This is a genomic window from Chitinophaga vietnamensis (assembly GCF_902167635.1).
GTDB classification, from domain to species: Bacteria; Bacteroidota; Bacteroidia; order Chitinophagales; family Chitinophagaceae; genus Chitinophaga; species Chitinophaga vietnamensis.
The window spans coordinates 393,002-413,924 of sequence record NZ_CABHMS010000002.1; the positions used below are offsets into that span (position 1 = coordinate 393,002).

Here is a 20,923-nt window from a genome sequence, read left to right on the forward strand (position 1 = left end):
GATTAAACGGATTTATAAGATTTTCCTGATTTAACGCGAAGATCAACGAGGTTCCAGCCCTTGAAGCGCTTTGAGCGCTTCAAGGGCTTCTTCGCTTAAATCCGACACCGTTGATCTTCTCGTTAAATCCATAAATCCATAAATCCGAAAATCCCCAGCCAGGTGTTTCCTCTTAGTTTGCTATCTTTGGCCCCGTTTAGTTTTCGTTACCCATGAGTTTAACCAGATATCTTTCAACACCTGTAGCGGTCATCCTGTTCTCTACCGCTGCTGTTTCCGCCCAGAACGCCGCTACTACAGCGCAAGCATTGTCAAGGTTGATGGAAGGTCAGGTCCGCGAAGCCGCTACACTTGCCACCACGGCCATTAACAGCGATCGTAAAGATGCGATGGCCTATGCCGTCCGCGGCCGCGCCCTGCTGCTGGATAATAAAGTAGCTGCCGCCACCACCGACTGTGAAACCGCCGTACGCCTCAATCCTGGTAGTGGTATCGGCTATGTATTTGAGGCCATGTGCTATCAGTCGGAGCAAAAAACGGAACAGTCGAAAAAGGCTTTCGAGAAAGGTCTCAGCCTCCTGAACGCCGCCAAAACACCGATTGAATACTATGCCCGCGGCGCCGCTTATGAAAATGCGAAGAAGCCGGATGCCGCGCTGGCAGACTATTCCAGCGCTATTACTATCAATCCGCGCTTCGTGCTTTGCTATGTGAAGAGAGGAAGGCTCTATGATGATAATCATCAAAGCGATGCCGCCATCGGTGAATATAACAAGGCGATACAACTCAATCCGTCTTTTGCAACGCCCTATTTTATGCGCGGCAATATTTACTACGAGAAGCAGCAATACGATGCCGCCCTGGCGGATTTCTCCAAAGTATTGACACTTACGCCCGATGATATCGACGCGCTTTTCAACCGCGGCGTGATGTACAAAAAGAAAGGACAGTACGAGCTCGCGCTGGCCGACTATAACAAAGTAGTGTCGCTGAGGCCCAAAGATGGCGATATCTATGGCAACCGTGGTAATATTTACTGGCTGACCAACAAGATGGCCGAGGCTTACAACGACTATTCCAAAGCGATAGAACTCAATCCCGGCAAGGCTAATTACTATGTGGCCCGAGGAGATGTATACACCCGCTGGGAACAATATGATGCCGCCCTGAAGGATTATAACAAAGCTGTTTCGCTGGACAATACTAACGTTAACGCCTATATGGAGCGTGGCAATGTTTACCTCAACGGCAAGCAGCCGCAGTACGATCTTGCGTTGGCCGACTATCAGCAGGTGCTCCGTCTGGACCCGAATAACTCCAACGGACATATGAATATTGGCGTGATACATCACAACAAGCAGCAGTATGCCGAGGCGATCGATGAGTATACCAAGGCCATCACGGCCGATCCTAACAATATGCTGGCCTATCTGAACCGTGCCGGCGCATATGATGCCATCGGCAAACGCAAGCCGGCCACGGCCGACCGCAAAAAATATACGGACCTCGGCGGCGTGCTACCGCCTACGGGCAGCGATGATCACCGGTCGATCTACCCCGAAGGCACCTTCGATCCCAAGCTGGCGCAGGCCGCGCTCACAAGGGGCTTGTCGTCTATCGCAGGCCGCGCCTGCACCAAAAAGGATGGCCTGATCTTTTATGCCAGCGGCGTAAAAGTGCGCCTGTTCCCCGTTACGCCCTACCTCGAAGAATGGTACGAGCTGCGGGAAAAGAAAGAAGGAAAGAAAACATCGGTGTATATGTCGGACGAAGCCAACCGCTATTCCATAGAAGCCATTACCGGCCAGGATGGCCGCTTTGTATTCGAAGGCCTGAAGCCGGGTAAATATTTTATCCAGCTGATTCATAATTTCAATCAGCGGAAAACAGCGCAGATCTTCACCGGCTCCAATGTATGGCAGAATGGCCCTGTACAGGAGATCACCAATTATTATTATGACCAGGATTATATAGTGGAACGCTCGCAGCGGCTGGAGCGGTTTGTAGAGATCAAGGATGATGGAGATACGAAGAAAGTATCGCTGACCAATGCCGGCGGGATATTTAAAACCTGTGAGTTCTGATCAGGCAAAGACGCTGGAAGCCATATATCGCCCCTACGGGGCGGTGTGTTGGTAACTGTTCATCTACCAATATATCGCCCCTACGGGGCGGCATGTTGGTAGCAGTATTCATCTACCTGAATCCCGCCCCGTAGGGGCGGAATATTATAAAAAAAACAACAGCCCGGATCATCTCCGGGCTGTTTCGTATCTTCTCTCGATTTCAACTGTTGGCAACATAGGCTAGGATGGAAGGCCGGTCAGGATCATACAGCATGTTTCAGATTCTTCTAAATGGCGGGAAGGAGAGGGGCTGAGGGTTGCTATACGCGTTCCTGGAATCTCTTTTCTACAGGTTGATTCGAAAACAGCGCGCCGGCCGGTCCATACCACAGTACTGACAGATGGTTTTATCATGAAAAGATCATTTGAATACGAGGGCAAGATAGGAAGACCCTGATTGCGGGAGAAACCCCATTTTATATTTGCAGCCGATCTCCGATATTTGCAGCCGGCCAACTATTTTTTTTGATATAAACAGGATTTTCGTATTTTCTAACGAGTTTAAACCCATACCAGCAGGAAACCGGTGAGACGTAGCGTACCTATATTAGCTTTTTTATTATTCTTTCTATGTTCCTATGCTTTTCCGCAGGAACTGTCCTATACCCGATATACCCCTCATAACGGCCTTCCGGGTGCTACTGTTTACCAGGCGGTTCAAGATAGCAATGGTTATATCTGGTTCGCCACCAGCCAGGGTATCAGCCGCTTTGACGGCCGCACTTTCCGGAACTTCTCCAAGGAAGACGGTCTGCCGGACAATGACATCCTGAAATTATATCTCGACCGGAACAACAATATCTGGTCGGTATCGCTGGCGGGCATCCCCTCGGTGATCTATGGCCGCAGCGGCATGGTGCGCAAGTTCGAGAACTGTCCCGGCGTATACCGCATCAGCGAAAACTACCGCGGCGACTCCATCATTTTCCATGCAGATACCTATACCGGCATGGACCGGTATTTCTTTTTTTATCACTCGGCTAATAAACAGGGCCGGTGGAGCTTTGCGCCCACGAATAAAAATACCGGTCCCGCCGCCAGGGCCATGTATGTAGATTTCAGCACCCCTGGTATCAGCACCATCTTTCGTTTCAACCGCCTCCTCATCTCCCGCTATCACCTTACCGTGATCGATGGCAGGCATAACAGCGAGTATACGTTCCCGTTCAATGAAAATAACGGCAGCTTCCAGCAAGGGATCAAGAGCCTGTTTACGTATAGCCATGTACGTCAGTCGTTCCTGTTCCTCACCGATTCGCTGTACGAAGCCAGCAGCAGTGGCCTGAAGATGCTATTCAGCCTGCAATCCCTGCAACTCCGGTATATCGATGTCAATTACATCTTTCATGAGAACGACAGCACCCTGTGGCTCTGCACCCGCAGCAAAGGCCTGTTGCAGGTGAAGAACTTCCGCTCTCCCAACAGGCAGGTACGTTACCTCTTCCCGGATGCCTTCTGTACCTCCATCATAAAAGACCGCGAAGGCGCCTTCTGGGTCACTACCCACAACCAGGGCGTGTATCATGTGCAGGGCCTGCAATACTATCATATTCCCGGTACGGGCGATATCAGGAGTATGATCGTTACCCCGCAACAGATCATCGCCGGCAAAACCGACGGCAAGATGCTGGTTGTAGACAAGCAAACCATGAAAGCCACGCCCCTGGCCATTTATAACAGTAGCGGCAGCGATCTCAATAACAGGATACTGGATATACAGCCTTACAAACAGGGCAGTCTGCTGATCGTGAATGACCTGCACCTGCAAATCCTCACGAAAGATCATACCCTGAAAGAACTGGTATATTACGGCGGTATCAAAGGATGCCATGTGGTATCCGATTCCCTGATCCTGCTGGCTACCAGCGAAGGGCTGCGCTTCAAGCGGCCCGATGATAACGGTACGGGGCTCTTGTTCGGTACCCGCGCCACTTGTGTGAACGCCCTCGGAGATCAATACTGGTGGGGCACGCCCAACGGGCTGTATTATGTGCAGCAGGGTGTTATCCGGAAATATCCCGGCGTGGAAAGTTCCGTGAACCATATTGATATTGCGCCGGATTCCACCATCTGGGTATCCACGCAGCAGGGGGTAGCCGTGATCCGCAAAGGGCAGCTCACCATGATCGGCAAAGCGGAAGGGCTGCTGAGCAATATGTGCAAGCATGTGCTGCCCGACGGAGAAACCGCGTGGGTGGCTACCGACAAAGGCCTGTCGCGGGTGAGCTACCATCGCAGCCATAACGGGCCCGCCTATACGATATTCAACATCACCGAGCAGGATGGCCTCATCTCGCCGGATGTGAACCAGACGGCCATCTGCGGCAGCGACCTCGCCGTAGCTACCGACAGGGGCCTGTGCTTCATCCCGCGGAACGACCGCCTGCCGCCGCCACCGCCGCCACTGATCAACATCTCCACGGTAATGGGTGGCGATAACGAGCCGATAACCGGGGATACCGTCTCCATAGATTATAAAAAAAATAAATTATTTATCACGCTCGCGGGCATCTCCTTCCGCAGTGGTAAAGATATCCGTTATCTTTACCGTTTGCGTGATGCAGATACCAGCTGGACCAGTTCCGCCAGCGGCCAGATAGAGTTTGCAGCCTTGCCCTTCGGCACGCATCTCTTCGAGGCCGACGTGGTGGACCGCTGGGGCAAGCGCAGCGGGCAAGTGAAACAGCTCGTTATCCGTGTGCCGCCGCCCTACTGGAAAACCAACTGGTTCATCTGGAGCACCTACTGCCTCACCGCGCTGCTCGTAGGCGGCGCCGTATATGCCGTAGCCCGCGTACAGCAACGCCGGAAGGATACCATGTACCAGTTCCGTAAAAGGACCGCCGATATGGAACTGATGGCGCTGAAAGCACAGATCAACCCGCATTTCATCTTCAATTGCCTGGGATCTATCCAGCATTATATTATGGATGCGGACATCAAAAATGCCAATGCCTATCTGCATAAATTTTCGGTGCTTATGCGCAAGATATTGCAGCAAAGTGCCGTTAACGATATCAGCTTGCCGGAAGAAATAGGGATACTAACCCTTTATCTCGATCTCGAAAAGCTGCGGCTCGGCAACCGCATGGAGTACAGCATCAACGTGGCGCCAGGCCTGCGGCCGGAAGATCATTACATTCCGCCGATGATCATCCAGCCCTATGTGGAAAATGCCGTAAAGCACGGCGTGGCAGGGCTGCAAAACAGGCAAGGCTACATACAGGTGGGCTTCTGCCAGGAAGCTAACTATCTCGTATGTACGATCGACGACAATGGTCATGGCCGCTCCCGCACGGAGCGCGAAGGCGGCGGCCCCTCGGGCAGCCGCATCAATGCCAGCAGGATCAACGTCATCAACAGCATGCTGAAAGAAAAGATATCGCTTGAAATCATTGATAAGAAAGAACAAGGCACAGGTGAAGGAACGATCGTCCGTTTATGTTTTCCCGTTACAAATAACCTATTATGATAAGAACCGTAGTGATTGAAGATGAAGAAAAATGCAGACAGGTGATCTGCAAACTGATTGACCAATACCCGCAAGACCTGGAACTGCTGGGCACCACCGGCAGCATCGACGAAGGCGTAGCGCTGATAGAAAGAGAAATGCCCCAGCTGCTGTTCCTCGACGTACAGATCTCCGGCGGCACCGGCTTCGACCTGCTGCGGAGGCTTTCTACCCGCAACTTTGAGCTGGTATGCATGACCGCTTTCGATAACTATGCCGTGGAGGCCGTGCGCTTCTCCGCCATCGACTATCTCCTGAAACCCTTGGGGGAAGCCGATTTCGAGGCAGCCGTACAACGCGCGCGTAAAAAGATAAATGAAAAAAAGAACCAACGTATCGATACCCTGCTGCACAATATCGTACAGCAAAACAACCAGGACAGAAAAGTGAGCATCGCCACCGTTACCGGTTATGAGTTCATCGACGTGAAAGATATCATCTGGTGCCACTCTACCGGCGGCTATACTACTTTTTATCTTGCCAATAACACCAAGGTCATCTCTTCCCGTAACCTTGGCTTTTACGAGGAACTGCTGGGCAGCAGCAATTTCTGCCGCATCCATAATGAGTCTATCGTCAACCTGCGCTTTATCAAAAGCTATGTCAAAGGAAAAAGCGGCTACCTGATCATGACCGACGGCACCAAGCTGGAGATCTCGCAACGCCGGAAAGGCGACTTTCTGAAAATGATTTAAAAAAAATTTCCGGTGGGATAAGGGGATTTCATTTTTGAAGTGTATAGTAAGAGGAACGTCAGCATTGGAAAAAAAACCGGTTATTTTGAAGGATCAGGAAACCTTTGTGAAGGAAGTATTTCAGCTCTACTTTGAGAAGCTGCATCGCTATGCATTTACCATGCTGAAAGACAATGACAGCGCGAAAGACGCGGTGCAAGCGGTTTTCCTGAAATTACTGGAGAAGAAGATCGTGCTGGATGAAGAACGGTCCATTACGTCTTACCTCTACACTGCCGTCTATAATTATTGCCTGAATGCCAAACGCCATGAGAAAGTGAAGGAACAATACATTACTGCCAACAGTGGTTTCAAGGCGCAGCAGGAAGATCCGCTCGTGAGCAAAGAAACCTATGAGCGCATTATGGCGCATATCAATGAGCTGTCGCCGCAATGCCAGCTGATATTCCGTAAAAGCAGGTTTGAGGGAAAGAAATATGTGGAGATAGCTACGGAGCTGGGCCTGTCGGTGAAAACGGTAGAAGCCCAGATGGGAAAGGCTTTGCAGCTGTTGCGTACGCGCCTCTTCCGGTTGATGCTAATGGTATTATTGGCCGCCGGGTTCCCCGGGTTTCATCCGGGTCTACCGGGCTATCGCCCCTACGGGGCTGATTTGTTGGTAGATCACGTTATTACAACATCATTAATTCAATATAACGTATACGCATGAACGACAATGCTACACAACATAATGCCTGATAACATACCATATGAGCTGCTGGCGAAATATTTTTCCGGCGACGCATCGCCGGAAGAGGCTATGGCGCTGGATGACTGGCTCGATGCCTCTGCGGAGCATCGCCTCGTATTCAGCCAGGTGAATGCACTCTGGGAACAGGCCAGCGAAGGGCAAAGGCATCAGCTGCCCGATAAAGAAGCCGTTTGGAACAGCATCCGGCAGCAGCTGGAAGCCAGGCCGCCTTCCCTCAAAGTGGCGTCCAGGTACGGCTGGTGGTGGAAAGGCGCCGCCGCCGCTGTGATAGGGGCAACCCTGGCAGTTTTGTACTATCATTACCGCCCGGCTGCCAGCAAGCAGGTGGCCGCATTACCGCCGCTAACGGTAACAGCTGTTGACGCCATCCGGCGCGACACGCTGCCGGACCAGTCCCTGGCCGTGCTGCAACAACATGCCACCCTTCGCTATGCACGCGGCTTTTCCGGCAAGGAGCGCCTCGTGGAACTCAGCGGCGAAGCCTGGTTCGATGTGAAGCCGGCAGCGAATAAACCTTTTATGGTGAAAGCGGGCGATGTGAGCATACGGGTGCTGGGCACAGCTTTTAATGTGAAGCAGGAAGACAGCCTGGTTACCATAGCAGTACAGAATGGCCGCATCGCCATTACCAACGGGGCCCGCAGCCTGGAAGCAGGCGCCGGTGAACAGGTCACGTACCATGTGGCCCGCCGGGAGTTTGATAAAACAGCAGCGGTAACTCCTGCCAGCAAAGTGTTCAACTTCGAGAATGCCACACTGGGCGATATCGCACGCCAGCTGGAAAAGGCTTATGGAGTTACTGTTGTACTGGAGAACAAGGAGCTGGCCAATTGCACGATGAGCAGCTCTTTTGAAAACAAAGACCTCCACTACATTTTTCAAGTTATCGCTGTTACGCTGAACGTGCAGTACAGGATAGAGAAAGATCATATATATGTCAATGGCAAGGGATGCAGCTAAGCGTATAAGTTTGGCTATGGTGGCGCTGCTGATCAGCATGGCCGTTTCCGGGCAGCGCTCTGCTGTATTGTCGCAGAAAGTGGATATCACGCAAACGGATATACGTTTTGATCAGCTGATCCGCATGTTGTCGCGGCAAACGTCCCTGCACTTTTCCGTGAACACCCGCAAGTTCACCGTATCCCGGCGGCTGCCGGTGAGCAAAGGACGCCAAACGGTGGCGCAGCTGCTGGACGGGATCGAACAGCGTACCGGTATCGGCTACGCGTTAGTAGGCATGCATATCATCTTCATCGACCGTCCGCTGCATAAAGTTGCCGGGCCGCTGCCGCCGGCGATCAGCTGGCATCCATCGGTGTTTCATTCACTGCCTCCTGTTGTACCGCATATTGATACTGTTATATCCTGCCTGCAGGCAGCGCCACATTTTTTGCCGCTGACGCAGCAACATCCGCCGCTGGCCGATACCGCGCATGCCGCGCTGATCCTGCTGTTTGGCGGCAAGGTACCATTGCATACACCTGAAACCAATACGATCATCCCAAAGAAAAAAGATACTAAAACAGGTTGCGAGCCTGGCCGCCGCCCCTGGAGCGTGAAGGCGCCGCAACTATTCAGCCGTATTTTTCAATCGGGTGCGGAACGGCCTGTCACCGCGGGCGCCGGCTTTTATACGGGCGACAAACCCACCTTTGCCATATCGCCTTTTGTGCGCGCCGGCGTTTATGCCGATGAAACATTCTATCTCAATCCCACCTTACATGCAGGCCTGCCTTTCCTCTATGGTATTGTATCATGGAGCTACCGGCCGCACAATGCAAGGCCTTTCCTGGGCGCAGGCACTTCGGTGAAAGTGGCAGACAACTGGCGCCTGCACCTGCAAGCTACTTTCAGCAACACGACCCAGTCCTTCCCTTACTATGATACCATGCATGCAGTACATTACCAGCATGTAAATTCACAGATAATGAGAGGCGCCGTCACCGCAGATAAACGCATCGGCAAACGGTTCCGTTTTCAAGTAGGCGTTGCCGTTAGTAACATGCGCAGCAACTATCTATCTTTCAAACCGCCCTTTGTTATCAGCAAAAATGAACAGTCCGGAGCCGGTGAGGTGATCATCAATACCTGGTGGCTGGGCGCACATGCCGGTTTATATTATCAGCTGGATTTTTTTAAATGACCTAAGGGTTTTTAATTACCTGCGTGTATTAGTGAAGCATTGATTTTTCATTATTAAGTGCTACACTATGATCGCATTACTTAAAACAGCAGAACGGACCAGCCATGCTTCTTTCATTAACAATTATGTTTTCCAGCGTCATGTATTTGCCTATAAAATGGTGGCGCATCATCTCCTCGCCGGCCGCCGTGTATTGGAACTGGGCTGCGGTGAAGGTTATGGCATGATGATGCTGTCGCCCGCAACGGATACCTATATCGGTCTCGATAAACACAGTCCCTCACAGGAAGGATTACCGGAACAGGCTTCTTTCCGGCAATGCCAGCTGCCTTACCTGCAACATATCGAAAGCAATTCTTTTGATACCGTGATCTGCTTCCAGGTAATAGAGCATATCAAAAACGACCATGCCCTGCTGGCAGAAGCCAGGCGGGTACTGAAACCTGGCGGAACCCTCCTGCTGACTACGCCCAACAAACTCACCTCTCTCACCCGCAATCCTTTTCATATCAGGGAATACCGACCTTCCGAAATGATGGCGCTCGTACGGCAACATTTTCCTATATCCAGTGTACAGGGAGTGTATGGCAACGACCGGGTGATGGAATATTATGAAGAGAATAAACAGAGCGTGAACAATATGATGCGCTTTGATATCTTTGACCTGCAACACAGGCTGCCAGCGGCTTTGCTGAAAATGCCCTATAATCTGATGAACAACATTAACCGTTGGCGTTTATTGCGGAAGATAGAAGATACTACCGCCTCCATCCGTTACGACGACTTCTTCCTGGATGAGGTACGGAACGATTGCCTGGATTATTTTGTAACGGCGACTGCATAGTATAGGCGTTACCGTTATACCAGGTATTCTATAAACTCACTCGGCGTTTTACCGAAATGCTTCTTGAATTCTTTACTGAAATATTTACGATCGCTGAAACCTACCATGTAGGCCACTTCCGCGATCGTATATTTTTTTGTTGTCAGCAACTCAGTGGCTTTGCGGAAACGTATAGCTTTGATGAAATCATTTACCGACATGCCGGTGAGGGCATCCAGCTTTTTATATAATACGGGATGGCTCATGTTCACCTGCTGCGACAGCGTGCCTACGCCGAACTCCGGCTCATCGATATTTTCTTCGATGATGCGCACCACTTTTTGCAGGAACTCGTCTTCCAGGGGGAGCGGCATAGGCGCCACCGGCGCAGGCGTAGCGGTAACAGGCAGCGCGAGTTGCTGCTTTACCCATTCCTGCATGCGGGTACGCAATTGCAACAGGTTGTGAAGATGCAGCTGCAATACCTGCATGCTGAATGGTTTGGTGAGATAGATGTCGGCGCCCATCTTCAGGCCGCTGATATGATTCGCCTGGGTAGACATGGCCGTGAGCAGGATCACGGGTATATGGCTGGTGGCAGTATTGGATTTGAGTTGTTCGCATAGCGTGTAGCCATCCATCTCCGGCATCATCACATCGCTGATGATGATGTCGGGAAGCAGGGTGGTAGCCATTTCCAGGCCCTCGCGGCCGTTCGCGCTTTCGATGATACGGTAACCGCTGAGGGAGCGGCAGATGAAGTGGCGTATCTCGGCATTGTCTTCTACCAGCAACACTGTGCAGGCATGATCTTCCGTGGAAGGCGCAGGCGCAGTGGCGGATGCTGGCACCACCGGCGTCAGCAGAGTAGGAGCCGTTTCCTGCGTAAGCTCGCTCACCCAGGCATCCGGAAAATGTGCACGGCCTTTCGGCAAGGTTACTTTAAATACGGTTTTATCGCTGCTGGCGGCGCTGATGCTGCCCCGGTGCGTTTCTACAATGCTCTTCGCCAGCGCCAGGCCAATGCCATAGCCGGTATTCTTCGACTGGTCATCTTCCTGAAAATAATTACTGAATAACTTGTCGAGGTTTTCCGGTGCAATCCCTTTCCCGTTATCCGTGATGGTGATCACCACCGTATCCTTGTGCTCTTCCACCGCCATGCTGATATGCCCGCCCACCGGCGTGAATTTAAAAGCGTTCGACAGCAGGTTATAACATACCTTTTCCAGTTGCACATTATCAAAATACAAGCGGATATTATCAGCGGTAGCGCTGAAGTCCATGCTGATATTTTTAGCGACAGACAAGGCATGGAAAGTTTGGTAGATGTTCCGGAGAAAGGCCACCACATTGCCTGGCGACACATGCAGCACCAGGTGGCCGGTTTCAGCTTTACGGAAATCCATCAGCTCCGTGACCAGCTGAAGGAGGCTGTCGGCATTGGTTTTAATGGTTTGCAGCTGTCGCTGCGTGTGTTCGTTACCGTTATTGTTGCGCACCAGCTCATCCACTGGCCCGTTGATGAGGGAGAGATGCGTCCTGATCTCGTGGGAGATATTGGTGAAGAAGGAGAGTTTGAAACGGGTCAGCTCCTGGTCTTTCTTCAGCAGCGCCTGTAACAGGAAATACCTGACAATAAAAAAGATAAGGGTAGATGCCAGCAGCACGTATAAAGCGTACGCCCATACGGTTTTCCAGAAGGGCGGCCGCACTTGCAGGTGCAGCACGGCTTCGCGGCTCCACACGCCATCGTTGTTGGCGCCTTTTACAAGAAACGTATAATTGCCCGGCGGCAGGTTCATGTAGGTAGCCGATGGCGTGGAGGTATAATTCCAGTCATCGTCGAAGCCGCTGAGTTTATACGCATAGCGGTTTTTGTTGGGGCGAATATAATTCAGTGCGGCAAATTCCAGTGTGAACGCATTTTGTTTATGGGAGAAGGTGAGATGATCGGTTAAACTGATATCCCGCTGTAAGAGGCCATCAGGGCCGCCGGCGCTCACCGGCTGGTTGAATACTTTCAGCCTGGTGATCACAATGGGCGGAGCCCAGTTGTTACTTTCTATCTGTGAAGGATAGAAACTGGTGAGGCCATTGAAACCGCCGAACAGCATCTCGCCGCTGCTGGTGCGCAGGCAGGAATTGACGTTGAAGGTATTGCCGCGGAGGCCATCGCTTTTATAATAGCTCTTGAACTCGCGCGTATCGATGTTGAATCGGGAGAGGCCATTGCTGGTGCTGATCCAGAGCTGGCGCCCTTCTCCAAGGATGGCCATCACATTGTTGTTGCACAAGCCGTTCTTCTCCGTAAAAACGGTGATACTGTCCTGATGCACGCGCGCCAGTCCGTCGTAATAAAAGCCCGCCCAGATATTGCCTTCCTCATCTTCATATAAACAATTGATATCATTGCCGGGCAGTCCTTGTTGCCGGGTCCAGGCCTGTAATTTTTTATGGAGATGATCGATGTGGTACAATCCCTCGGAAGTACCGAGCCAGATGCTTTGATCATGTGCCTGTAAAATGGCCTTGACGGCCTTTTTGCCGATCTCCTGCTGGAAAGGGAAGGAGAGGGCTTGTTGCAGTTTAGCGCCATTCTTTTTATAGATCAGCAGGCCGTTTTGTGTACCGATCCAGAAATTGTTGTCATCATCTTCGAGGAGCGACAGCACTTCAGAACTGAGCGTGAGCGGATCATTTTCCTGGTATAATAATCTTGCGAAATGATGTTGTTGCGGCAGGAAGAGGTTCAGTCCTCCGCCGTGAGTGCCCACCCAGATATTGCCTTCACGATCGCCATAGATCACTTTGATAAGGTTGGAACCCAGTGAGGACGGGTCATTCAGCTGCTGGCGGTACAATGTTACCTGGTCTTGCTGCCGGTCGAGGAAGTTGAGGCCATTGCCTTCGGTGCCTACCCATAGATTATGCTGGCGGTCTTCCCAAAGGGAGCTCACCACATTATTATTGATACCGGGATGGTATTTGCCGGCCTGGAACACATGGAACGAAGTGCCATAGGGCGCCACGCTGTTGATGCCGCCCCAGAAAGTGCCGATCCATACGGTGGCCTGATGATCGATGAAGATACTGTAGATAGAATTATGGCTAAGACTGTTCTTGTCTTCCGGATCATGACGGCAGTGGGTAAACTTTTGCTGTGCGGGATCGAGTAAGCTCAGTCCGCCCAGTGTGCCGATCCAGATGGCGCCGGTACTATCGCATTGCAATACGCGGATATTGTTGTTCACCGGGCCGGATGCGCCGGCAGATTCCGTGAAGCGGCTGAAAGTATTGTTATCGCGGTGGAAGAGGTTTACGCCACCGTGCAGGGTGCCCACCCAGAGGCGCTTTGCGGCATCTTCTGTGAAACAGGTAACGTAGTCGTCGCTCAAACTGTTGGGCGCATCGGTATGATGGTAGGTATGGAAATGATGGTCGGCCGTCATAGCGGTGAGGCCTGCGGAAGTGCCCAGCCAGTACATCCCTGTATGATCCTGGTAGATGCTGCGTACGTTGATGCCGCCGAGGCCGGCGATAGAATCGGGCAGGGGCAGCCGCACAAAGGTATCATGGGCATCCAGCTGGAAAAGGCCGCTGGCGGCCCATACCCAGATATGGCCTGCATGGTCTTCGTAGATGCAGGTGATAGCGCCGGCAGGGACAGCAGCCCTTTTGAAATTATCTGTTTCCGGGCAATAGCGGTTCAGGCCATTGCGGGTGCCTATCCACAGGCGCTGGTGGCGGTCCTGCAAGAGGCAGGTGATGTAATTGGAAGAAAGGCTGTTGCTATCGGCCGGCTGATTGCGGTATATTTTAAATCCCCTTGTATCATATTTATTAAGACCATTCTGGGTACCATACCACATAAAGCCGCGGCTATCCTGACAGATAGAGAGCACGGCATTTTGTGAGAGGCCGTTCTCGGTGGTCAGGTTATCGAAGAGAATATGTTGTGCGTGTAACACATGACATATCAGGCATAGCCCTATGAAAGATAGAAAGCGCGACATCTGCTGGTGTTATAATGTTTGCCGGTCTACCGCCCCTACGGGGCGGAATATTGGTAGCGCGATGCCACCTACCAACATTCCGCCCCGTAGGGGCGGTAGCTATGTAAACCGCATAATATTATGGCATATTTCTAAAATTACCCCTAAATAATTAAAATTTTACCCCTGTATCACCCGCTATTTCCGGCATTTTTGTTTGCAACAATCTTAGACGTTCCACTGACGAAAAACTGAAATCTATGTTCCCGAGAAGTTTATTTATCTGGGTATTATTATTTATCCCTGCATTATTATTTGCCCAGGAGAAAAAGATCAAAGGCACGGTGCTCGATGATGCGGGCCGCCCCTTGCCGGGTATCAATGTGTCTGTGAAAGGCAAGCGCCAGGGCGCTGTTACCGATAGCGCCGGTAACTTCGGCCTCCTGGCCGCCAAAGGCGATGTGTTGCGGTTCTCCGACCTTAACTATGAAGGCGATGAACAGTCCGTAGGCGAAGGCAGCACTTATATGGTGGCGCTTCATTCCAAAGTGCGCACCATCAATGATGTGGTGGTAGTGGGCTACGGCGTGCAACGCAAAAAAGACCTGACGGGTGCGCTCACCTCTATCTCTTCCAAAGATTTTAAAGACCAGCCGGTGACCTCCGTATCACAGATATTGCAGGGTCGCTCTGCCGGCGTGCAGGTAACGTCCAATGCCGGCGCGCCCGGTGGCAACGTATCCGTGAGGATCAGGGGGAACAACTCCATCAAAGGCGATAACAACCCCTTGTACGTGATCGATGGCTTTGTGGGGGCCGATTACAACACGCTCAATCCTGCTGATATCGAAAGCATGGAAGTGCTGAAAGACGCTTCTGCCACCGCTATCTATGGCAGCCGCGGCGCCAACGGCGTAGTGCTCATCACCACCAAACGCGGTAAGCCAGGGCAGTTGCAGGTGGAGTTCTCTCCCCGTTTCTCCTCTTCCCGTGTGATCAAAAAACTGGACCTGCTCAATGCCGCTGATTTCGCGGAAACAGCCAATGCCAATGCCGCGGCCAATGGCGTTTCCCCCATCTTCAGCGCCGACCAGATCGCGCAATTCAGGAAGAACGGCGGCACCAACTGGCAGGATGAGATCTTCCGCACCGCGCCCACACAGGAATACCAGCTGGGTATCACCGGCGGCACTGATAAAACATCTTTCTATGTGAGCGGCAACTATCTCGATCAGCAGGGGATCATCATCAACTCTTATTTAAAAAGATATGCGTTCCGTTCCAACCTGCAATCGCAGCTGACCAACAAGCTCACCCTGAACCTGAATGTGTCAGCGGCACGCCTGCAATCATGTAATACCAGCGGTAACCTGGGCCGTAACTCGCCCGTGACGCAGGCCATCGCCTGGTCGCCCACCTTGCCCGTGTATGATGCCAAAGGCAATTACACTATCAACGATCCAATCAGTTCCATCGTCTACAACCCGGTGGCCATCGCGAAAGACCAGAGCATGCGCAACGATAATACCGCTGCCAACCTGATGCTGGGCCTGCGCTATGAATTTATACAAGGCCTCACGCTCGATGTGAGCGGCGGCGTAAATTATACCAATGCACAAGGCCGTAACTACACCGGGCCGGCTGTGAGCCAGAACCTGCCATCAGCAAGCCGCAGCTCACTGGAAGGCATCGGCCTGCAAAGCACCAACAACCTTACCTACACACATCTCTTCGGTACTGCGCACCGACTTACCCTGACAGGCGTTTTTGAGGTGCAATCATTTACTTCCAATGGTTTCAATGCCAGCGGCAACAACCTCACGTATCCGTCTATGGAGGCTTACAACCTCGCGCTGGCGGCCACTTACGGCGTAGGTACCACCTATTCTAATTATACGCTGTATTCTTACCTCGGCCGGGTGAACTACAGTTTCAAGGACAAATATTTACTGACGGCCTCCCTGCGCCGCGATGGTTCTTCCAAGTTCCAGGGCAACAACCAATACAGCCTGTTCCCTTCTGCGGGCGTAGCCTGGCGCTTGTCGGAAGAGCCCTTCATCAAATCGCTGAACTTCTTTGATAACCTGAAGATCCGCGCCGGCTTTGGCGTAACGGGCAACCAGGCCATCAACCCTTATCAAACGCTTACTACTTACAGCAATGTATCGACCGCCTTCACTACGGGCACGGTTACACCGGGCATCGTGCTGGGCAATCCCGGCAACCCGAACCTGAAATGGGAAACTACGCAGCAAACAGATGTGGGCATCGATGCCGACTTCCTGCATAACCGCTTGTCTGTATCGGCAGATTATTATGTGAAAAATACCAGCAACCTGCTGCTGTCGGTAGCCGTGCCGGCCTATGCTGGCGGCGGTTCTATCCTGTCGAACGTAGGCAAGGTGCAGAATAAAGGGATCGAGTTGACGGTGAGCGGCACGCCCATCATGACGAACAATTTCAAGTGGACCAGCTCCTTCAATTTCTCCGTGCTCAACAACAGCGTGCAACAGCTGGTGCAAGGACAGGATACGCTGCTCACAGGTTCCAACGTAGGATCGGGCTTGTCTACACAGTCGGAGTTTGTGCTCATTCCCGGCCAGCGCATGGGTTCTTACTGGGGCCTCACTTACCTCGGCACCTGGAAACCTAAAGATGCGATGGAGGCAGCCAAATACGGCGCACAGCCCGGAGATGCCCGCTACCAGGACCTCAACGGTGATCACCTCATCAATGGCGCCGACTATCATGTGATCGGTAACGGCTTGCCCAAATACGCCTGGGGATGGAACAATACGTTCAGCTATAAAGGTCTTACGCTGAACATCTTCATACAATCTCTCTCCGGCTTCGATAAACTGGATTATACCTATGCCGCCGGCATCACCGCCAACTCCGATGTTAGACAGGCGACTATTGCGGATATCCGTAACCGTTATATTCCCGGGGTAAATGAAAATTCAGATATTCCTGCTTTCAGCAAAACGAACAAGAACTATACGCTCAGCACCCGCTTCCTGGAGAACGGCAGTTTTATCCGTTTCAAAAATATCAGTCTGAGCTACGAGCTGCCGAAATCGTTGCTGCACAGGCCCGGCATCACCGTGTCGCTGAGTGGTACCAACCTGATCACCATCACGAAATACAAAGGCTTTGATCCGGAAACAAACAGCGTGACCTCCGGCGCCGGCGCTGATGTGAACCAGGGCATCGACTATGGTTCCTATCCCAATGCTAAAACTGTGACCCTCGGCTTCAACTTTAAATTCTAAAAAAGATCGACCATGAAATATATCGCTATTATATCCTTGCTGGGCGCCCTTACTTTTTCCTCCTGCAATAAAACTTTGCAGGAAGATCCTAACGGGCAGCTTACCGGCGCAGGAGCAGTGAACAGTGTACCAGGATTGCAAGCGGCAGTGCTGGGGGCCTATCAGCCGCTGAAGAACGGCTATACGTCCGGTTTTGCATCCTCCGCTATCGTTGCTGTGCTGATGGGTAGTGACGACCTCACTACTCATCCGGCCAGTAACAAGCAGGAGTTGAGGGAGATGGACCAGTTTGCCGTGAACTCCACCAATGGCCGCTGTAACGTGATCTGGCTGGGCTGCTACAAGGCCATCCAGAATGCGAATAACGTGATCAACAACTATACAAAAGTGAATGGCGATCCGGCGGTAATCAATCCGTTGGCAGGGGAAGCCTACTTTATCCGCGCCTTCTCTTATTATTGGCTGGTGCGGCTTTGGGGCAATATCCCGCTGATCACTACCGCCGATTACAGCGCCGATCTGCTGACCGTGAAGAAGAGCACACCGCAGGACGTGTATAAATTAATAGAGAGCGATCTGCAACAGGCAGAGAAGCTGATGCCCAACACGAAAGCCGCGCCAGGCAGGGCCAGCGCAGGCACGGCCAAAGCGCTGCTCGCAGATGTGTACCTCACCGAAGGCGGCTGGCCCATCAAAGATGCGTCGAAATACGCACTGGCAGCGGCCAAAGCCAAAGAGGTGATCGATAACAAAGGCGCCTATGGTTTTGATCTCGTACCTGATCTGGCACAGCTCTGGTCTGGAACGCCCGCCAGCATTGGCACCGCGGAAGAAGTGTTTGCCTTCCAGTTCTGCGCCAGCTGCGGTAATGGTAACAGCGTATATGGCAAATCTTCCATGCCCTCCGATGAAGGCGGCTGGGATGATTATTTCACCGAAGTGAATTTCTACAACAATTTCCCCGCAGGCAAAAGGAAAGATGTGACCTTCTATACTTCTTTTAAAACATCCGGCGGAATGATCAGCTGGAAGAATGGCGCTACCAAACATCCGTACTACAATAAGTTCCGCATCAATACGCCCACGCCCGGCTATCTCACTTCCAGCACCAATATGTCTATCCCGATCATCCGCTATGCACATGTGCTGCTGATCTTCGCGGAGGCGCAGGCCCGCGCTGCTGCGCCTTCTCCGGATGCCTATGCCGCTGTGAACAAGGTACGTGCGCGCGCCGGCTTGCCAGACCTGGCCAATATGAGCGCAACAGATTTTGCCAATGCCGTAGTACAGGAACGCAGCTGGGAGTTTGCCGGCGAATATACCCGCTGGTTCGATCTGCAAAGGCTCGAACAAGTGGAGAGCGCTAACGCCAACAAAGACGCCAGCGACCTGCCGCCGCTGCGGCCCATTTCCAAAACCAGCTACTGGCTGCCCATCCCTTATGGCGATGCACAACTGAACCCCGGCATTAAATAACGATTGGATATTACTGATATGAGAATTTTTTTGCTGACCATTTTCCTGTTGACGGGCGCCTGCTGTTATGCACAGCGCGCCCGCCAGCGGATCCCCATCAACAAGGACTGGACTTTCCGCTTCGCCTATGATGCAAGAAAAAATGCACCGCTGCAACACGTACAACTGCCACACACCTGGAATGCAGGCGATGTAGCCGCGGGCAAGATGGACTACTACCGCAGCACCGGCATCTATAACAAAACCATCCACGCCGATCCCGCCTGGAAAGGCAAGCGCATCTTCCTGTTCATGGAAGGCGCCAACTCAGTGGCCGACGTGTTTGTGAACAAGCAACTGGTGACGGAACATAAAGGCGGATACACCGCTTTCTGTACAGAGATCACCGCGTATTTGCAGGAGGGGAGAGATAACCAGCTGACCGTGCAGGTGAGCAATGCCTATCGCAATGATGTGTTGCCGCTCTCCGGCGATTTCAATGTATACGGCGGTATCCACCGGCCGGCATGGCTGATCGTCACGGAACCCAATTGCATTACGCCGCTGGATTTTGCATCGCCCGGCGTATACGTGCAGCAGCAGCGGGTTTCAGCGAAAGAAGCGCAAGTGCAGGTGACCACGAAATTATCCTTGCGGCGGACCGCCGGTTTGCAATTGCGCACCCTCATCACTGATCCGCAGCAAAAAGAAATAGCAACTATTACAACACCAGTGCAGGATAGCATCGTGCGCCAGCCCATCACATTGCCGCATCCGCATTTATGGAATGGCCGTAAAGATCCTTATCTCTACAAAGTAACGGTGCAGCTCTTGCAGGATAAGCAGGTAATAGACGAAATCGTACAGCCCTTAGGGTTACGGTACTTCAGCGTGGATGCCGACAAAGGTTTCTCGCTCAACGGCGTCAATACCGCATTGCGTGGCTTCGGCCGCCATGAAGATGTGGCGGGCAAAGGCTCCGCTCTTGATCATGCCGACCAACAAAAAGATATGCAACTGATAATGGAATGTGGCGCTAACGCCATGCGCCTCACCCATTATCCGCATTCCAATTATTTCTATGAACTGGCCGATAGCAATGGCATTATACTCTGGACAGAAATCCCGCTGGTAGGCCCTGGCGGCTATACCGGCACGGGCTATGTCAACAGCGGCGCCTTGCAGCAACAGGCCCGCCAGCTGCTTACGGAACTGATACGTCAGCAATACAATCATCCTTCCATCTGCTTCTGGGGGCTGTTCAACGAACTGAAACTGGATTATGATGATCCGGTACCGTTTATCGATTCACTCAATGCGCTGGCCAAAGCAGAAGATCCTGCGCGGCTCACTACCTGCGCCTCTTTCCTCGACAACGGAAAGTTCAACCAGTGCAGCGATGTTATCGCCTGGAATAAATATTACGGCTGGTATGGCGGTCATTTTGAAGAGATCGGGACCTGGGCCGACAGTATCCATCACCTGTTTCCACATAAGCCTATTGCGGTGAGCGAATATGGCGCCGGCGCCAACATCGCGCAGCATACGGAATCCTTGCAATCGCCCGATCCTGGCGGCCCTTTTCATCCGGAAGAATGGCAAACCGCTTACCACGAAAAGAACTGGGAAGAGCTGAGCCGCCGCCCTTTTATCTGGGGAAAATTTATCTGGGCGCTCAACGATTTCGGCTCCGCCATACGCGATGAAGGCAGCATCAAAGGCCTCAACGATAAAGGACTGGTAACCTACGACAGAAGCACCCGGAAAGACGCTTTCTATTTCTACAAAGCCAATTGGAGCGAGGAGCCGGTATTATACATCACCGAGAGAAGGAATACGATCCGCAAACAGGAGAAAGCGAATATAAAAGTATTCACCAATGCCGCGGCTGCAGAGCTGTTCGTAAATGGCCGTTCGATGGGGAAGGCCACCACCGATACTTTCAGGCGGGCTACCTGGCAGCAGGTGCCCTTGCGGCCAGGCCAGAACCGTATTACGGTGCAGGCTATACGAAACGGACAGGTGCTGAACGATACTATCACGTTGGGACGTGAGTAATAATGGATGATGAAAATAGCCGCCGGTTATCGAACCGGCGGTAATTTCAGAAAGACAGGAGCGCTTATTTTTTATCAATCATAAATCCACATGT

11 protein-coding genes are annotated in these 20,923 nt (G+C 52.1%); 10 read left to right on the plus strand and 1 reads right to left on the minus strand.

What is annotated here, in order from left to right; translation table 11 throughout:
• The first annotated feature begins 212 nt into the window (after positions 1–212).
• The 7 genes from FPG75_RS06155 (at position 213) to FPG75_RS06185 (ending at position 10,070) form a co-directional block, all read left to right on the plus strand.
• Entirely contained in the window at positions 213–2,084 is a 1,872-nt protein-coding gene (locus FPG75_RS06155; RefSeq protein ID WP_143305888.1) for a tetratricopeptide repeat protein, read from the plus strand.
• 568 nt (positions 2,085–2,652) lie between these two features.
• Entirely contained in the window at positions 2,653–5,598 is a 2,946-nt protein-coding gene (locus FPG75_RS06160; RefSeq protein WP_143305889.1) for a sensor histidine kinase, read from the plus strand.
• Entirely contained in the window at positions 5,595–6,332 is a 738-nt protein-coding gene (locus FPG75_RS06165) for a LytR/AlgR family response regulator transcription factor (protein WP_143305890.1), read from the plus strand. Before FPG75_RS06160 ends, FPG75_RS06165 begins: the two co-directional genes overlap by 4 nt.
• An 85-nt stretch (positions 6,333–6,417) precedes the next feature.
• Entirely contained in the window at positions 6,418–7,041 is a 624-nt protein-coding gene (locus FPG75_RS06170) for an RNA polymerase sigma-70 factor (protein WP_161596687.1), read from the plus strand.
• A 6-nt stretch (positions 7,042–7,047) separates the two neighbouring features.
• Positions 7,048–8,043, plus strand: coding sequence for a FecR domain-containing protein (locus FPG75_RS06175; RefSeq protein ID WP_143305892.1), 996 nt, complete (start codon positions 7,048–7,050; stop codon positions 8,041–8,043).
• Positions 8,024–9,226, plus strand: coding sequence for a hypothetical protein (locus FPG75_RS06180; protein WP_161596688.1), 1,203 nt, complete (start codon positions 8,024–8,026; stop codon positions 9,224–9,226). The genes FPG75_RS06175 and FPG75_RS06180 overlap by 20 nt, the downstream gene beginning before the upstream one ends.
• 67 nt (positions 9,227–9,293) lie before the next feature.
• Positions 9,294–10,070, plus strand: coding sequence for a class I SAM-dependent methyltransferase (locus FPG75_RS06185; RefSeq protein WP_143305894.1), 777 nt, complete (start codon positions 9,294–9,296; stop codon positions 10,068–10,070).
• A gap of 14 nt (positions 10,071–10,084) precedes the next feature.
• Here FPG75_RS06185 and FPG75_RS06190 read toward each other — a convergent pair whose 3' ends face one another.
• Entirely contained in the window at positions 10,085–14,065 is a 3,981-nt protein-coding gene (locus FPG75_RS06190; RefSeq protein WP_143305895.1) for a hybrid sensor histidine kinase/response regulator transcription factor, read from the minus strand.
• A gap of 239 nt (positions 14,066–14,304) precedes the next feature.
• Here FPG75_RS06190 and FPG75_RS06195 point away from each other — a divergent pair, with 239 nt between their 5' ends.
• From FPG75_RS06195 to FPG75_RS06205, 3 genes are read left to right on the plus strand one after another with little or no spacing between them, the layout of a single operon-like run.
• Positions 14,305–17,316, plus strand: coding sequence for a SusC/RagA family TonB-linked outer membrane protein (locus tag FPG75_RS06195; RefSeq protein WP_201747896.1), 3,012 nt, complete (start codon positions 14,305–14,307; stop codon positions 17,314–17,316).
• Between the two features lie 12 nt (positions 17,317–17,328).
• Positions 17,329–18,792: a RagB/SusD family nutrient uptake outer membrane protein gene (locus FPG75_RS06200; protein ID WP_143305897.1), complete on the plus strand. Its 1,464-nt coding sequence runs from the start codon at positions 17,329–17,331 to the stop codon at positions 18,790–18,792.
• Between the two features lie 18 nt (positions 18,793–18,810).
• Positions 18,811–20,829, plus strand: a complete 2,019-nt coding sequence (locus FPG75_RS06205) for a glycoside hydrolase family 2 protein (protein ID WP_143305898.1) — start codon at positions 18,811–18,813, stop codon at positions 20,827–20,829.
• The last annotated feature ends 94 nt before the right edge of the window (positions 20,830–20,923 follow it).

Excerpts from the sequence above, each read along its gene's own strand:
- FPG75_RS06155 (WP_143305888.1), top strand. The coding sequence starts at position 213 with ATGAGTTTAACCAGATATCTTTCAACACCTGTAGCGGTCATCCTGTTC.
- FPG75_RS06165 (WP_143305890.1), top strand. The coding sequence starts at position 5,595 with ATGATAAGAACCGTAGTGATTGAAGATGAAGAAAAATGCAGACAGGTG.
- FPG75_RS06175 (WP_143305892.1), top strand. The coding sequence starts at position 7,048 with ATGCTACACAACATAATGCCTGATAACATACCATATGAGCTGCTGGCG.
- FPG75_RS06180 (WP_161596688.1), top strand. The coding sequence starts at position 8,024 with ATGGCAAGGGATGCAGCTAAGCGTATAAGTTTGGCTATGGTGGCGCTG.
- FPG75_RS06185 (WP_143305894.1), top strand. The coding sequence starts at position 9,294 with ATGATCGCATTACTTAAAACAGCAGAACGGACCAGCCATGCTTCTTTC.
- FPG75_RS06190 (WP_143305895.1), bottom strand. The coding sequence starts at position 14,065 with ATGTCGCGCTTTCTATCTTTCATAGGGCTATGCCTGATATGTCATGTG.
- FPG75_RS06195 (WP_201747896.1), top strand. The coding sequence starts at position 14,305 with ATGTTCCCGAGAAGTTTATTTATCTGGGTATTATTATTTATCCCTGCA.
- FPG75_RS06200 (WP_143305897.1), top strand. The coding sequence starts at position 17,329 with ATGAAATATATCGCTATTATATCCTTGCTGGGCGCCCTTACTTTTTCC.
- FPG75_RS06205 (WP_143305898.1), top strand. The coding sequence starts at position 18,811 with ATGAGAATTTTTTTGCTGACCATTTTCCTGTTGACGGGCGCCTGCTGT.